This is a genomic window from Williamsia sp. R60 (genome assembly GCF_054063855.1).
In genome coordinates, this window is record NZ_JBSSGR010000002.1 from 831,305 (window position 1) to 847,761 (window position 16,457).

At 62.5% G+C, this 16,457-nt stretch carries 12 protein-coding genes; 8 read left to right on the plus strand and 4 right to left on the minus strand.

Features of this window, described 5'->3' with window-relative positions; genetic code table 11:
* The first annotated feature begins 62 nt into the window (after positions 1-62).
* The 7 genes from ACVWY6_RS10760 to ACVWY6_RS10790 all read left to right on the plus strand — a co-directional run bounded on the left by ACVWY6_RS10760 (position 63) and on the right by ACVWY6_RS10790 (position 10,590).
* Positions 63-3,791 carry a nitrate reductase subunit alpha gene (locus ACVWY6_RS10760; RefSeq protein WP_457537917.1) on the plus strand — a complete coding sequence of 1,243 codons (3,729 nt, stop codon included), beginning with the start codon at positions 63-65 and terminating at the stop codon, positions 3,789-3,791.
* Positions 3,791-5,455, plus strand: coding sequence for a nitrate reductase subunit beta (gene narH / locus ACVWY6_RS10765; protein WP_457537919.1), 1,665 nt, complete (start codon positions 3,791-3,793; stop codon positions 5,453-5,455). Before ACVWY6_RS10760 ends, narH begins: the two co-directional genes overlap by 1 nt.
* On the plus strand, positions 5,452-6,099 hold the full coding sequence (gene narJ, locus ACVWY6_RS10770) for a nitrate reductase molybdenum cofactor assembly chaperone (RefSeq protein ID WP_457537921.1): 648 nt from the start codon (positions 5,452-5,454) through the stop codon (positions 6,097-6,099). Before narH ends, narJ begins: the two co-directional genes overlap by 4 nt.
* Before the next feature lie 7 nt (positions 6,100-6,106).
* The gene (gene narI, locus ACVWY6_RS10775; RefSeq protein WP_023959995.1) at positions 6,107-6,853 is read left to right on the plus strand and encodes a respiratory nitrate reductase subunit gamma; all 747 of its coding nucleotides are present in this window, start codon (positions 6,107-6,109) and stop codon (positions 6,851-6,853) included.
* Positions 6,850-8,073: an MFS transporter gene (locus ACVWY6_RS10780; RefSeq protein WP_457537923.1), complete on the plus strand. Its 1,224-nt coding sequence runs from the start codon at positions 6,850-6,852 to the stop codon at positions 8,071-8,073. Before narI ends, ACVWY6_RS10780 begins: the two co-directional genes overlap by 4 nt.
* An 85-nt stretch (positions 8,074-8,158) precedes the next feature.
* A complete protein-coding gene (locus tag ACVWY6_RS10785; RefSeq protein WP_457537925.1) occupies positions 8,159-8,890 on the plus strand; it encodes a heme peroxidase in 732 nt (243 codons plus the stop codon).
* A gap of 404 nt (positions 8,891-9,294) precedes the next feature.
* The gene (locus ACVWY6_RS10790; RefSeq protein WP_457537927.1) at positions 9,295-10,590 is read left to right on the plus strand and encodes a uracil-xanthine permease family protein; all 1,296 of its coding nucleotides are present in this window, start codon (positions 9,295-9,297) and stop codon (positions 10,588-10,590) included.
* Positions 10,591-10,600: 10 nt separating this feature from the next.
* On the opposite strand, the gene ACVWY6_RS10795 is transcribed toward ACVWY6_RS10790, so the two are convergent.
* From ACVWY6_RS10795 to ACVWY6_RS10810, 4 genes are all read right to left on the minus strand, one after another.
* Positions 10,601-11,392, minus strand: a complete 792-nt coding sequence (locus ACVWY6_RS10795) for a hypothetical protein (RefSeq protein ID WP_457537929.1) — start codon at positions 11,390-11,392, stop codon at positions 10,601-10,603.
* Positions 11,382-13,547, minus strand: a complete 2,166-nt coding sequence (locus tag ACVWY6_RS10800) for a TPR repeat region-containing protein (protein ID WP_457537930.1) — start codon at positions 13,545-13,547, stop codon at positions 11,382-11,384. Before ACVWY6_RS10800 ends, ACVWY6_RS10795 begins: the two co-directional genes overlap by 11 nt.
* Positions 13,548-13,675: 128 nt before the next feature.
* Entirely contained in the window at positions 13,676-14,002 is a 327-nt protein-coding gene (locus tag ACVWY6_RS10805) for a hypothetical protein (RefSeq protein ID WP_400725549.1), read from the minus strand.
* Positions 14,003-14,116: 114 nt separating this feature from the next.
* Complete coding sequence (locus ACVWY6_RS10810; RefSeq protein ID WP_457537932.1) at positions 14,117-15,598, minus strand: glycosyltransferase family 39 protein; 1,482 nt, start codon at positions 15,596-15,598, stop codon at positions 14,117-14,119.
* A 132-nt stretch (positions 15,599-15,730) separates the two neighbouring features.
* Here ACVWY6_RS10810 and ACVWY6_RS10815 point away from each other — a divergent pair, with 132 nt between their 5' ends.
* Complete coding sequence (locus ACVWY6_RS10815; protein ID WP_457537934.1) at positions 15,731-16,444, plus strand: hypothetical protein; 714 nt, start codon at positions 15,731-15,733, stop codon at positions 16,442-16,444.
* The last annotated feature ends 13 nt before the right edge of the window (positions 16,445-16,457 follow it).

A 16,457-nucleotide genomic window follows, 5' to 3' on the forward strand; every position in this document is an offset into this window, starting at 1 on the left:
AGCTACTTGATTTTCGTCCTCAAAAAGCCGTGCGAAACTATTGATTTTCGTATGGTGGCCTTATGGCCCGGTCAACGGATATGACGCCAAACGGGGTTCAGGGCGAGGCAGCCAAGGCCCTCCTCGACGTCGGCAGGTTCTTCACCCGGTGGGACGAAAGCGACGACGGCCGCATGGTGTTCCGGGAGGGCGGCCGTGCGGGTGACGTGTTCTACCGCGACCGATGGAGTCACGACAAGATCGTCCGATCCACCCACGGAGTGAACTGCACCGGGTCGTGTTCATGGAAGGTGTACGTCAAGGACGGAATCATCACCTGGGAAACCCAGGAGACCGACTACCCGTCGGTCGGCCCAGACCGGCCCGAGTACGAGCCTCGTGGATGCCCCCGAGGTGCCGCGTTCTCCTGGTACACCTATTCGCCCACGCGGGTCCGGCACCCCTACGCCCGCGGCGTACTCGTGGAGATGTACCGCGCCGCGAAGGCCCGCGTTGGCGACCCGGTGCTCGCCTGGGCCGACGTGGTCGGCGACCCGATGCGTCGCAGGTCCTATCAGCAGGCGCGGGGCAAGGGCGGCCTGGTCCGGGTGTCGTGGGACGAGGCCATCGAGATGGCGGCCGCGGCGCACGTCCACACCATCAAGACCTACGGCCCCGACCGCTGTGCCGGCTTTTCGCCCATCCCGGCGATGTCGATGGTGTCGCACTGTGTGGGCACCCGATTCATCCAGCTCATCGGCGGCGTGATGACGTCGTTCTACGACTGGTACGCCGACCTCCCGGTCGCCAGCCCGCAGGTGTTCGGCGACCAGACCGATGTGCCCGAATCCGGCGACTGGTGGGATGCCACCTATCTGATGATGTGGGGCTCCAACGTTCCAGTGACGCGCACGCCCGACGCGCATTGGATGGCCGAGGTGCGTTACCGCGGAACAAAAGTCGTCACCGTCAGCCCCGACTACGCCGACAACAGCAAGTTCGCTGACGAATGGCTACCCGCGCAGGCAGGTACCGACGCGGCGCTCGCGATGGCGATGGGTCACGTCATCCTCACCGAGTTCTTCGTTCGAGAGTCTGTGCCGTTCTTCAACAACTACATCAAGACCTATAGCGACCTGCCCTTTCTCATCCACCTCGATGAGCACGACGGCGCGTACGTACCCGGAAAGTTTGTCACCGCAGATGAACTCGCGGCACTGCCCGATGGTGCGGCGCCCGAGGACGATGTGTGGAAGACGGTTGTTCTCGACAAGAACACCGGTGAGCCCGTGGTACCGAACGGATCGCTCGGCTTCCGGTTCTCGAAGTCGGGAGAGGGCCGGTGGAATCTCGACCTCGGCGACATCGAACCGACCCTTACGCTGCTCGGCCGCGTCGGTACCGACAACGTCGAGATCCTGCTTCCGGCGTTCGACGCCCCTGACGGCTCCGGAAGGGTTCTGCGACGGGGTGTTCCGGCGACGAGGGTGAACGGCGCATTGGTGACCACCGTCTTCGACCTGATGTTCGCCCAATACGGCGTCGCTCGTGACGGTCTGCCGGGGGAGTGGCCGAGCGGCTACGACGACGTCAGCACGCCGTACACACCCGCGTGGCAAGCCGAGATCACCGGAGTTCCTGCGGAAGCGGCGATCCGGGTGGCCCGTGAGTTCGCCACCAACTCGATCGATTCGGGTGGGCGCTCAATGATCATCATGGGAGCCGGTATCTGCCAGTGGTTCCATGGCGACGCGACGTACCGCGCCATCCTGTCGCTGCTGATCCTCACCGGCTGCATGGGCCGCAACGGTGGTGGCTGGGCTCACTATGTGGGGCAAGAGAAGTGCCGACCCATCACCGGATGGATCTCGCTGGCCAATGCGCTCGACTGGTCGCGGCCGCCGCGCACGATGACGGGAACGTCGTACTGGTACATGCACACCGACCAGTGGCGCAACGACGGTTACTCCGCGGCGTCGCTCGCTTCACCGTTGTCCCGAGGAACACTCGATCACCAACACACCGCCGATGCCATAGCGCAATCGGCTCGTCTTGGCTGGATGCCGTTTTACCCCCAATTCGACCGCAATCCACTCGATCTCGCCGATGAGGCGAATGCTGCGGTGGACGCCGGAGCTGCGGACTCGGTCGGTGGCTATGTAGCCGAGAAGCTTCACAACGGTGGGCTCACCCCGGCGATCACTGATGTCGATGCGCCGGAGAACTGGCCGCGCACTCTGGTGCTGTGGCGCTCGAACCTGATGGGGTCGTCGGCCAAGGGCAACGAGTACTTCCTGCGTCACCTGCTCGGGACACACCACAACGTATTGGGCACCGAGAATCCGGAGACCCCCCGGCCGCGCGACGTGAAGTGGCACGACGAGGCCCCGGAGGGCAAGCTCGACCTGCTGATGTCGGCGGACTTCCGGATGACATCCACAACACTGCTGTCCGACATCGTGTTTCCGGCCGCCACGTGGTACGAGAAGTACGACCTGTCGTCCACCGACATGCATCCGTTTGTGCACGCCTTCTCGCCCGCGATCGATCCGCCGTGGGAAGCCAAGTCCGACTTCGATCTGTTTCACACACTGGCCGAGAAGTTCTCGGCCCTGGCCAAGACCCACCTCGGGGTGCGCCACGATCTTGTCAGCGTTCCGATGCAGCACGACACCCCCGGTGAGATCGCGCAGCCGCATGGTCGGGTGATGGATTGGCAGGGCACCCCGGACCCGGGAACGCCAGGCAAGAACATGCCGAACTTCACCGTGGTGGAACGTGATTACACCGCCATCGCCGACAAGCTCGCCGCCGTCGGGCCGCTGGCGGACAAGCTCGGCTTCACGGTCAAGAACGTCACCTACGACCTGGCCGAGCAGAGCGAACACCTGGCGTCGGTCAACGGTGTGATGCTCGGCGGTGCCGCCGATGGTCGCCCCGCCCTCGACACCGACGTCAAACTCGCCGAAGCAATCTTGACGTTCTCTGGCACCACCAACGGCGCGGTGGCCGTGGACGGATTCGAGAAGCTGCAAAAACGTGTGGGCAAACGCCTCGACGACCTCGCGGGCGGCTCGGAGGAGAAGCGGATCACGTTCGCCGACACGCAGCGTGCACCGGTTCCGGTGATCACCTCACCGGAATGGTCGGGTTCGGAGACCGGTGGCCGCCGATACGCGCCGTTCACCGTGAACATCGAGCGGCTCAAGCCTTTCCACACACTCACCGGCCGCATGCACTTCTATCTCGACCACGACTGGATGATCGACATGGGTGAAGCGTTGCCGATCTACCGGCCACCGCTTGACATGCATCGCCTGTTCGGTGAACCCCGGTTGGGGCCCGACGGCGCGCAACAGGTGACGGTCCGCTACCTCACGCCACATTCCAAGTGGTCGATCCACTCCGAGTACCAAGACAACCTGTTCATGCTGTCGCTGTCGAGGGGCGGCCCGACCGCCTGGCTCAGTCCCGAGGATGCCGCCGCGATCGACGTGTCCGACAACGACTGGATCGAATGTGTCAACGCCAACGGCGTTCTCGTATGCCGGGCCATCGTGAGTCACCGGATGCCGGCAGGAGTCGCCTACGTCTACCACGTGCAAGAGCGCACCATCGATGTCCCGAAATCCGAGGCGACCGGCCGTCGGGGCGGGATCCACAACTCGACCACCCGGTTGCTCGTGAAACCAACGCATCTGATCGGTGGCTACGCCCAACTGTCCTATGCCTTCAACTATCTCGGGCCGGCAGGTAATCAACGCGACATGGTGGCCACCATTCGCAAACGCAGCCAGGAGGTGACGTTCTGATGCGAGTCATGGCGCAGGTCGGCATGGTGATGAACCTCGACAAGTGCATCGGATGCCATACGTGCTCGGTGACGTGCAAACAGGCCTGGACCAATCGTGCCGGCACCGAATACGTCTGGTTCAACAACGTCGAGACGCGTCCCGGTCAGGGTTACCCGCGGCGGTATGAAGACCAGGAGAAGTGGCGCAGCGGTTGGCATCTGAATGCGAAAGGCAAGCTACGTTTGCGCACCGGTGGGCGATTGCAGAAGCTGTGGACCCTGTTCGCCAGTCCTGTTCAGCCGACCATCGCTGACTACTACGAGCCGTGGACCTATGACTACCAGACACTCATCGACGCCCCGCTCGGCGATGATTTCCCGGTGGCCCGTCCCAAATCGTTGCTGACCGGTGAGGACACCAAGATCTCCTGGTCGGCCAATTGGGACGACAACCTCGGCGGCTCAACCGAACACGGCGACCTCGATCCCATCGTCGAAAAACTGCGTCGCGAGTCCGAAGAGGCGATCAAGTTCAGCTTCGAGCAGACGTTCATGTTCTACCTGCCGCGCATCTGCGAGCACTGTCTCAATCCGTCGTGTATGGCTTCCTGCCCGAGCGGAGCCATCTACAAACGCACTGAAGACGGCATCGTCCTGGTTGATCAAGACCAGTGCCGTGGATGGCGCCAGTGCATCACCGGGTGTCCGTACAAGAAGATGTATTTCAACCACAAGTCGGGCAAGGCCGAAAAGTGCACGCTCTGCTACCCGCGGATCGAGGTGGGGCAGCCGACGGTGTGCTCGGAGACGTGCGTCGGACGTCTGCGCTATCTCGGCATCTTCCTCTACGACGCCGACGCGGTGACCGACGCAGCCTCCACAGCGGACGAAAAAGACTTGTACGAGGCACAACTCGACCTGTTGCTCGATCCGAATGATCCCGAGGTGATCGCGGCGGCGCGCATCGACGGAATCCCCGACGACTGGCTGGACGCAGCCCGCCGGTCACCGGTGTACGCGCTGGCCAAGAAGTACCGCGTCGCGTTGCCCCTGCATCCGGAATACCGCACCATGCCGATGGTCTGGTACGTCCCGCCGCTCTCGCCGATCGTCGACCTGCTTGCCGACCAGGGCCACGATGCCGAGAGTCCGGGCACGTTGTTCGGTGCGATCGACGCTCTGCGCATCCCGGTCGAGTACCTCGCTGAACTGTTCACTGCGGGAGACACCGACGTGATCGACAGGGTTCTCAAGCGCTTGGCCGGTATGCGCGCTTACATGCGCGACGTCACCCTCGGCCGGGAGCCGAATCCTGACATTCCCGCTGCGGTGGGGATGTCGGAGGAAGAGGTGTACGAGATGTACCGCTTGATGGCCATCGCCAAGTACGAAGACCGCTACGTGATTCCGACTGCCCATCTCGAGCAGGCCGAGCAACTCGACGAGATGGCGTGCGCGCTGGACTACGAAGAGGGCCCCGGGATGTTCGAATCGGGTGCGTTCGGAGAGGCCAGCGGTCGCCCGGCGCCGGTGTCGGTGGAAACGTTCCACGCTCTCAAGCAACGGCAGACCACCCACACTGCGGCGGGGGAGGCGAGCATGGCAGGCCGCGTGAACCTGCTGAACTGGGACGGCAACGGTGTGCCGAACGGCATGTTCCCCGGACCTTCGGAGCAGCGATGAGGTGGCTACGCGGCACGCGCGGTATCGACCACCGGGTGATTTACCAGGTCGCGGCGTGGTGTCTGAGCTATCCGGATGAACAGTTGTTGTCGAAAGTTGCACTGCTGCAAGCAGCTCTCGACGAGCATCCCGACCGAAACACCGCCACGCCGCTGCATTGTTTCGTCGACTACCTGGCCAGTGTTGACGCCGAGGCCATCCGCCGCGAGTACGTCGACGTCTTCGACCTGTCGAACAAGCGGACGTTGTACCTGTCGTATTGGACCGACGGTGACACAAGGCGCAGGGGAGCAGTGTTGGGCGAGTTCAAGCAGATGTACCGCGACAGCGGGTATCTCGTCGATCTGCACGGTGAGTTGCCCGACCATCTGCCCGTGGTGCTCGAATACTGCGCACGCGCTGATCCTGCGGCTGCCCAGGAACTCCTCACCAGGTACCGAGCAGCTCTCGAACTCATCCGGTTCGGCCTCCTCGATGCGGGCTCGCCTTATGTCGACGTGTTGACCGCCGTGTGCTCGACAGTGCCAGGTGCCTCGCCGACGGACCGTCAATCCGCGATGGCCATGCGACCGTCCATCCCGATGGAAACCGTTGGCCTCGAACCGTTCGACCCCCGCCTGCTACCCATTGCGGAGACGAGGTGAGTAAGACGTGGACATCTTCCTGTGGGGCGTCATCCCATACCTGACCCTGGCCCTTCTCATCGGCGGCACGATTTGGCGCTACCGATACGACAAGTTCGGCTGGACCACGCGGTCATCGGAGTTGTACGAATCGCGACTGCTGCGCATCGGGTCGCCCCTCTTCCATTTCGGGATCCTGGTGGTGATCATCGGCCACGCCATCGGCCTGGTGATCCCCGAATCCTTCACCGAGGCAGTGGGTGTGACCGAAGACCTCTACCATCTGAACTCCGCGTTCTTCGGCATCATCGCGGGCGTGTGCACCTTGGTCGGTCTGGTCATCTTGATCTATCGGCGCCGCACTGTCGGACCGGTGTTCATGGCCACCACGCGCAACGACAAGGTGATGTATCTGGTTCTCACCGCGGCGCTGCTGCTGGGTCTGTACTGCACGTTTCTCGGCGTGGTCCCCGGACAAAAGGGTGTCAACTACCGGGAAACGGTCTCACCGTGGTTCCGTTCCATCTTCTACTTCAATCCGGACGTCGCGGCGATGAACAACGCGCCGTTGCGGTTCCACATCCACGTTCTCGTCGGCATGCTGGTGTTCGCGATGGTGCCCTTCACCCGGCTGGTGCACATGTTTACCGCACCCGTGCACTATCTGTTCCGGCCGTACATCGTCTATCGCAGCCGCGACCAGCACTCGTCCCCCGGTAATCAGCAGTATCGGCGCGGATGGGCGCCGGTCGGAGTGAAGGACCGTGAACGATGACCAGCTCCACACAGACAACCGTCCCGGTTGACCGGCGCGCGCAGACACTCAATCTTGTTCTCGCCACCACCGCGTTCACCATCAGCTTCTGGGCCTGGAACCTGATCGGTCCGTTGGGCGTTCGGTACACCGCGGACATGGATCTGTCATCCACCGCCAAATCAGTGTTGGTGGCGATCCCGATTCTGGTGGGATCGCTGGGGCGCATCCTCACCGGTGCGCTCACCGACCGGCTCGGCGGGCGAGTGATGTTTCCGGTTCTGCTGCTGGCCTCGGTACCGTTTGTCATCCTCGTGGCGATCGGCGGGCATTTCGACAACTACACGATCCTGGTGGTGGCGGGCTTTTTCCTCGGTATCGCCGGCACATCGTTCGCGGTCGGCATCCCATTTGTGAACGCCTGGTACGACAAGTCGCGGCGAGGTTTTGCCACCGGCATCTTCGGCGCGGGTATGGGCGGCACCGCATTGTCGGCGTTCTTCACGCCGCGCTTTGTGCAGTGGTTCGGATACGTCACCACCCACGTCATCATCGCCGTGGCACTCGTGGTGGTCGCTGCTATCTGCTGGATGCTGATGCGGGACTCACCCCGGTGGTCGGCGAATCACGATGCGGTGGTGCCCAAACTGATCGGCGCTGCCAAGTTGCCGATCACCTGGCAGATGGGATTTCTCTACGCCGCGGCGTTCGGTGGATTCGTCGCTTTCTCGACGTACCTTCCGACCTACCTGAACGATGTGTACGGCTTCGACCTCGAGGCAGCCGGAACCCGCACCGCAGGCTTCGCGATCGCGGCGGTGGTCGCACGCCCGCTCGGTGGCATCTTGTCGGATCGCTTCGGAGCCCGTCTCATCACCGTGATCTCGTGTGCCGGCGCGTCCGTCCTGGCGATCTGGATGATCACCAAACCGCCACTGGAGATCCCCGCCGGGCTCGACTTCGTGCTCATGGCGCTGTGCATGGGGCTCGGGTCAGGATCGGTCTTCAGCTGGGTGGCCAAGGAGGCGCCACAGGAGCGAGTCGGCTCGGTGACCGGAATTGTCGGTGCCGCAGGCGGGCTCGGTGGCTTCTTCCCGCCGCTACTGATGGGGGCTACCTACAACGCCGAGAATCACAGCTACACGGTGGGGCTGACTCTCCTGGTCATCGTGTCCGCGCTCGCTGCGGTGTATACGGCGTTCGGTATCCGGCACCGGAAGTCGGAGAACGCCAGCGTCTGAGCGGTCCCCGTTGTCGTATAGCGGCGCTACTGTCTCCCCACGTGTTGCCCATGGGGATGGGTGACGTCAATCAAGGGGGAACAGTATGTCGTCAGGGGTGGATGTTCGGATCGATGCGTTGGTGGATGCCTTCGAGCGCGATCTGGGAGACGAGGCTTTGTGGATCAAGCCGAGGGCGTATCCAGAGTCGTTGGCGCTGTGCATCATCGACTCGATCTACTCGACCGGCGCTCAGTACGGGCAGGTGGCCAACATCGTCGATCGGTATCGCTCGTATCGATCGGGGCAGGGTGGGGATGCGGACCTCGACGGGCCGGCGGAGTTGCTCGCGACGTTCGACGAGCTGGGTAGCGCGCAGGCGTGGGCCGAACAGATCGGTAACCGTCGGCCGACGTCGACGACGCCAGGTGCGCCGTTGAAGGCCGAAGCCGTTCGGGACGGTGCGAGCCGCCTTGTCGGGCTGGGGATCCGGTCGGTCGAAGAACTGCGGCTGACGGCAGAGTCCGACGCCATCGATGTGGTCAACAAGTCGTGGCGCGAGGTGCCCGGCCAGCGGTCGGGCGTGACGTGGGCCTATGTGCTGATGCTCGCCGGCATACCGGGCACCAAAGCAAATCGACTCGTGGTCGAGTACGTGGCCGACGTGCTCGAGCTCCCGGTAGGTGAGGTCGATGCGCGATCGGTCAGCGAGTGGATTCGTGAAGTGGCGAAGACGAAGAGGTGGAACAGCGTTCACACCGAACACGCGATCTGGCGGTTGCAGACCCGACGTCCGGTGAGTGAGTCGGTGGCTGACGTGGCTGAAGCGGCCGGGTAGGAGGGCGCTGCGGAAGTCGGAGGGAGTGGGGCGTTGCCGTATTTCCTCCGACTTCGTGTAGTTCCTCCGGTTGTAGTCGGAGGGTGTGAATGCAGTCGGAGGGTGTGGGGCCGGGGGATGCGTGGGTTGCGGGCGTCCGCCGTACTCCCTCCGACTTCGTGTAGTCCCTCCTGTTGCAACCGGAGCATGTGGCTGGAGTCGGAGGGTCTTGGGGCCCGGGAGCGAAGGGGTTGCAGGCGTCGCCCGTCGTCCCTCCGACTTCATGTAGTTCCTCCTGTTGCAACCGGAGCATGTGTCTGGAGTCGGAGGAACTGGAGCTCGAAACGTGGGCCGAGCCCGGCAGGCCGCTACTTAACCCCGGTCAATGCACCGATGCCGCCTGTGGATGCCTCAGACTGGTGGCCATGCCGAACGAACATCTCGAGAAGAAGTCGCCGTCTTTCTTCAGCTGGGAGGTGGCCGGCAGTGGGGACGTGGTGGCTCCCCATGAACGGCTGACCTGGCCCAGGACCGTGGGCATCGGCCTGCAGCATGTGGTAGCGATGTTCGGCGCGACTTTCTTGGTCCCGGTGATCACCGGCTTCCCGCCTGCGACGACCCTCCTCTTCTCCGGTATCGGCACCATCCTGTTCCTGCTGATCACGCGCAACCGGCTACCGAGCTATCTGGGCTCGAGCTTTGCCATCATCGCGCCTGTCCTCGCGGCGACGGCATCGAATGGCGAATCGGCAGCGCTCGGCGGCATCGTGGTGGTCGGTGCATTGCTGATCATCATCGGCGTGGTCGTCCAGTACGCCGGCACAGGCTGGATCCAAGCGTTGATGCCTCCGGTGGTGACCGGCACGATTGTCGCTCTGATCGGGCTCAATCTTGCGCCGACAGCCAAGGCGAACTATGAGAAAGACGCCATCACGGCGACCGTGGTGCTGGTTCTGCTGATTGCGTCACTCATCCTGTTCCGGGGACTCCTCGGACGACTCGCCATCTTCACCAGTGTTGTGCTCGGCTACCTGTTCGCGCTGGCGAGAGACGAAGTGGACACGAGCAAGATCGGATCGGCAGATTGGGTTGGGCTGCCCGACTTCACCACTCCGACATTCCATCTCTCGGTGCTACCCATGTTCTTGCCGGTGGTGCTGGTGCTCGTTGTCGAGAACATCGGGCACGTCAAGTCCATCAACACCATGACAGGCCTCAACTACGACAACCGCATCGGCCGCGCCCTGGCCGCAGACGGTGTTGCCACGGTGCTCGCCGGGAGTGGCGGCGGTTCGGCGACAACAACTTACGCCGAGAACATCGGCGTGATGGCGGCGACGAAGGTCTATTCGACAGCGGCATACTGGGTCGCCGGGGTTGCAGCCATCATCCTCGGAATGTCGCCCAAGGTAGGTGCCGTGATCGCGGCGATCCCGGACGGTGTGCTCGGTGGCGTCACCACCGCGCTCTACGGCCTCGTCGGCATCCTTGGTGTGCACATCTGGGTGACCAACAAGGTCGACTTCTCCAAGCCGGTCAACCAATTCACCGCAGCTATTGCCCTGGTGATCGGCATTGCCGACTTCTCCTGGGTCATCGGCGACCTCAGCTTCGGCGGTATCGCACTGGGTGCCGTTGCAGCCCTGCTGATCTACCACGTGATGCGCGTGGTTGGTGGCTGGCGGGGGACCGTGGTTGTCGACAAGGCCGACGAAGCTTGATCGGCGCCGATTATTCGGAGTTGGACGGGCCGATCCATTTCGGATACTGGACTTCTCCGGCCGCCGCGGGTGCAAGCCCCGGTAGCTGAACACTGTTGCGTCCCGGGTCCTGTATGGCCTCGGGAAACACTGATTTCCACCACGCCGTGCACTGTGCGGGGAGGGTTTCGCCCCGAAGCCCCCGCGATTCCGTGATACGCCATGATCCGAAGATGTTCCAGCCGGGGATCTTCCCGACAATTCCTTCTGAGTTCTTACCCGTGTCGGGAATCCCAGGACGTCCAACTGGTCCATCGTGTTTCACAAGAGTAACTGCTTCTCCCATCCCGAGATATCTCAACGGCATGGAGGGCGTGGGCAGGAGTCCGTACTCGCAGATCTTTGCCGACACGCGTGAATTATCATTCGTCAGTTCGACGACGTGGTAGAAGAGCGACTTCAGATTAGGTGCACCTGGTCCGAGGTCGGGTGGCGCGTAGGCTGCCGCTATTGCTTGTCGTCTCGGGTCATTCTGCGCAGGGAGAGGTTCGCCCCCAAGCGCATCGAGGTACCCGGGAAAAGATCTCTTGGCGCCAAAAGCCTGGGCCATGTAGCCAGCTTCGACGGTCCCGCGCACGAGTTCACCAGCGCGACTGAACAAGTCGATGCCCGCATCGGCCGACCAGACGCTGGCCCAGAAGGCGTCCTCTTCCTGAACTGGTATGGGGCTTGATGGCGGCGAGCCCTCTTGCGACCCGAGAGAGCAGGACGCGAGGAATAGGCATCCCGCCAGAACGATTGCTTTGATTACGTTATTTGTCATCTTTACGGTAGATCACCACATCGTCATAGTTGTCACGGTATTTGGTGGCATCTTCGCCGTTGTTCAGTCGGGAAAAGATCGTCGCGAGCGCATCGTCCACGTCGTCACGCTGGTAGGTTCCCAGGAGTTCGGCCGATGACCTGATTTGGCCGTTCGCATCGACGGCCCACGCGTACTCGCCGACGACGGACGGAGCTAGCGGGCCGGCCGCATCGAGCACGTTCCAGTAGTTCGCATTGAGCCTGGGGCCCAGGGGCTCAGGAGCATCAGTGTCGACTCCGTTGGTCGGCGCGGGACCCAGCATGGCGTTCTTGAGCGAATCTCCACCGATCGCGAGCGCTGCGGATGCCTCATCGCTTCCCACGGGCAGATGGCCGAGACCCATGTCGAGGAGATTGGTTGCTACGTTGAACGACTTCTCTTTTCGTTGGTAAGCCTCTTGCGTGGCCTCGTTGCCGTATTCATCCTTCGCAGCTTGATAGGTTCCCTGGTCCACCAGACCCGCGAGCCGGCCGGCGCCGATCAGTTTAGAGCCAGAATCGGGGGCGTCGGGATCGTTTCCGTAGCCCTGTTCAAGTCGGACTTGCTGGTTGAGGGCTGCGCCGTCGAAGAGTTCTCCGGCGGACTCGTCGGTGTTCATCAATGCAAACACATTCGCCGCGCCGACAAACTTACCGGTGCCATCGTCAGCCCAATCAATGTTGAAGTCGGGGTGTGCCCCAGAGCCGGCCATGTCCGTGATGTAGGGCGTCATACTCCTGGAAAGTGTTTGTAGCAGTTCGGGATTCATTTCGCCAACAGACTGCCCATCGGTTCCCGGGATCGCCGAAACCAGCTTCCATGCGTCGTTTGTGCTGGACGCCCGGGCGACTGCTTCCATGATGTCGGCGGTCCGAGTCGACGTCGCGACGTCAACGGCATTGTTCGGATCTCCTACTTCGAAGTCATCGGCACCGAACCGGAACAGACTGCTTGCTGCGCTCCCGTTGTCTGACCACTCGTGCGTCTGAATGTCACTTACGAGTTGCATACCGTGTTCTGGATCGGTTACTGCCTCAGCAACCGCGATCTTGTCGGCGGCGACGGCAGAGAAGATTGACTCGGTAATTGGCTTACCAGGATCGATGACTCGACCGTCGACTTCAAGGGGAGTCCCGACAGTCTGCTCGGCCTGTACTTGCGCGTGTAGGTACACGGCTCCGGCGTCCAGTAGTTTGGCGTCGAGATCACTCCCGGATTGATAGGCGTCGTCAGCGGCGACGGCAATCTCGGCAATGGCTTGGTTATCGGCCACCCCGTTCAAGATCAGCTTCGGGCCAGCGGGATTGGAACCAGGGGACCCGGTGCCTGTTTTGACGCCCTTGACGACCAAATCTTCTCGAGTCAGGGATGCGCCGATCTGTTTCGGCAGAACCGCAAGTCCACCGTTGGTGGGTACGTCTCTGTCGCCGCTGACACTGGCGGTGACGTGGCTGTTGGAACCGATCTGCAGGGCGTTGGCGAATGCGGTGCGCGCCTCAGGTGGCATCTTGTTCATCAGGTCGCGTATCTCTTGCGGGCTCTTACCGTCGAGGGATCGTGACAGCGCATTGATGTACTCCATCTGTGATGCCGGGATTGCCGCAGTATCTCCCGCTTGTAAGGCCGCGATCTGTTCGGGTGTGAGGGATCCGGCTTCCTTCAGCCGTTCCAACTCTTGGGGGCTCAAGTTTCCAGGTTGGTCGGCAATCCGCTTGCCGTCACTTTCGCCTTGTTCCTTGGAGAGGGCCGCAGCGTCGATGAAGGTCGCAATCAACCCTGAGCGGAGACCGCGCAGGGACGTTTCGGTGCTCAGATCCGCGTTGTAAGCAGCCATTGCAGCGTTTTTGATCGCCAGCTGCCAGTCATCAAGAGCTCGTTTGCGCTCGTCTGACGGTGGTCCGACGAACGTGTCCGTCAACACGAGGTTTTCGTTGACCTTGAACAAGGCGTTTTCGGCGCCGTTGATGGCGAGCTTTGCCGCTTGAACGTGCGGGTCGGTGGCGTAAAAACCCTGCTCCGCAGTACTTGCGAGACTTTCGAGAGCGTCGACAACGGTGATCGCCGTTCGCCGATCGCCGGTTGCACGATTCTGGGTGGCCTCGGCCGTGGTGCCTTCCCAGATCCCTTCATTCACACGCGTGACACTCGTGACGTACCTGTCGAAAAGACTCTCGATCGAGGTCCCCATTGTCCTCCATGAACCGGCCAGGGTCAGCAGCTGGCTCGGATCCCAGGACTCGATCTGAGAGCGAGTGAGTCCGCTCAACGAGCGTCCTCGGTATTCCAGTCTCCGGTCGCGTTGGTATAGGTCGTCGCCAGCTTTTCGGCGTTCGAGTCGTCTTGCCCTCGAAATTGGACTGCCACGTTCGACATGATCTCGCCGGTCTCGCTGAGCCGTTCCGCGATCGTCGGAATCAACGATCCTTCGACAATTTCGGAGGAAATGTTGATCGCTTCGTTCACTGAACGCATGGTGCTCGCCCCCGTGGCCGAGCCGCTGATCTTGAGCTCTGAAGCTTCTGACCCGAGTCCGTTCAGCGTTGTACCCAGCGCTGTCAGCTGGCTGATATCCGCAGCAAAATTACCCATCGCGACCCCCGACGCTTGGTGATGCAAGTACACGTGGCCGACGAGCAGACCGAGTGTTAGACGCCAAGGTAGCGCACCCGGTTCCGCGGGCCTCGAGACGTCCTGTGTCAGTGCTCAACGCACCGACTTCGTCACCTGACTGATGTTGAATTGCCAGCGTTCGACCACATGAAAGCCCATCCGTGCAGGCACGCGGTAGGCGATGGTCGGGCCCAGACGGGGACCGGGGTCGAGCGCCGGACCCTCATCGTGCGCCGACAGGCTCTTGTCTTTCTCCGAGATGGTCCAGATGACGGTGCATGCACGAATCTGGTCACGGCGTAGGTGAGGTGCCGCATTGGTGTCCCAGAGCAGTCCCTCGGGCCGGGCTCGCTGCCACAACCCGACATCGATCAGGCCCCGATATGCCTCTGGCCGCGCGGCGAGCAGCGGGCGGATGGGGCCAGGCTCCCACGAGACGGTGTCGTCGAGGAGTAGGCAATCGCCAGACGAGGCCTGCGCCCCGATGAGGTCGGCGACCTGGCTGTAATCCATCTTGAACTTGGCGTAGTCACCGCGCTGATCGATCCAGTTGGGAGTCGCGGCGATCGCCATGACGACGAGCACGGCGGCGATGGGCGCGGGCTTCTGCGCAATGGCCACCACACAGGCCCCGATCAGCAGAGCCATCGCAGGCGCTGTGAACGACAGATACCGATCGACGTAGATGGGTTGCGATATCAACGAATACAACAGCAACCCGACGGTGGGGACCACGATCCACACGATCGAGAGGACAGCCACCGCGCGCATGCCGCTGGTCGCGACGCGCTCTCGCCGGGCGAAGAACAGCACCACAGCGGTGCCCAACAAGAGAAATGCGACCACCGCGAAGGCGATCGAGAAATCAAAGTACTGAGTCAGCAGGACATTGCCGAACACACGCTCGTCGAGGGGATCGATCCAACTGAGCTGAGTGGACTTGGCGCGCATGAAGGCGAGGTAGGGGCTGAGCAGAACCACGGCGAGAACGGTCGACAGGCCCCAGGCACGGAGCTGACTCCGGTTGTTGCCGAGCATGATCAGGGCGATGAGATGAACCGGGACCAGCAACAGCAGGTGAATGTTGACAAGAACCGACAGCACCACCAGAACCGCATACAGCAGCCACCAGGACGTGGCCCCACGCCGAGTGGCCACGAACAAGACGATGGTCAGCCACGTCGACACCACGATGGCCAGGGCGTAAGGACGAGCCTCGATGCCTGCCAACGTGACCCGCGGCAGGATCGCGAAGACGATGCCGGCGGTCACGCCGACGGCGCGGCGTGAGAGCAGTTTGCCGAGCACCACCACGCCCGCAGCGGCGACAGCGATCGCGACGGCGCTGGGCAGCCGCGACCACGCCTCCGATTCTGGGAAGACGGCGAACCAGCCATGCATCAGGACGTAATAGAACGTGTGGGCCGAGTCGGTGGACGAGACGAGATCGATCAGCTCGGAGATCGAGCGGGTGGACGCCGAGATGGTGGCGGCCTCGTCGTACCAGAAGGACGGATTGCCGATGCCGACGAAACTGACGACAAACGCAAGCACGGCGACGGCGACCGCATCCACGTTCGGGCCGACTCGAAACCTCGACCTACGCGACTCGGCCGGGACCACCGTCTGATCGTTCAGCGCTGTCTCCTCACCGGGCCTGTTGACGCGGTCGAGCGTATCTCAGCAAGATCGCTGTAGCTTCTAGCCATGTCGTTCCTCGAGGGCCTGGTAGACGGCACCAGGCTGCCGATGTTGCTGCTCTTCGCCTCGTTCATGATCACGTTTGTGGTCACCCGGACCATCACCCGGATGATTCGCTCCGGGCGCGGCCCCTTCCACGACAACGTCGCCGGCGGCGTGCACATCCATCACGCGGTGCCCGGGATCATCTCCACGATCGGCGGGGGATTCCTGTCGGTGGCTGTCCACGGTGACTCACCATGGGCCGAGGTCAGTGCGGTGATGATCGGGGTCGGATCGTCGCTGGTGCTCGACGAGTTCGCCATGATCCTGCACCTGCAAGACGTCTACTGGTCCGCCGAAGGCCAGCTGTCGGTGCAGGTGGTCGCCCTGACGGGCTCACTCCTCGGACTGGTGCTGCTCGGCATCGATCCCGTCGTGTCGAACGTCGGGACGCCAGGCCATTTTGTCCTGCTCGGCACCATCCCGTTCCACGTCCTCGCCCTCTTGTTGTGTGTCGAGAAGGGCAAGTACCAGACGGCTGCGATCGGCGCGTTCATTCCTCCCGTGGCCTGGATCGGCGCAGTTCGTCTCGCCAGGCCGAAGTCGAGGTGGGCTCGCAAACGGTATTCCGGCGTCAAGCTCGGTCGCGCACAGCAGCACGAAAAGAAATTCGACGAGACCTTCGGGCGATGGGGCCTCGACATCGAAGACCTGGTGGCGGGCAAACCGTCGGCGTGACGAGTTCCCTTGC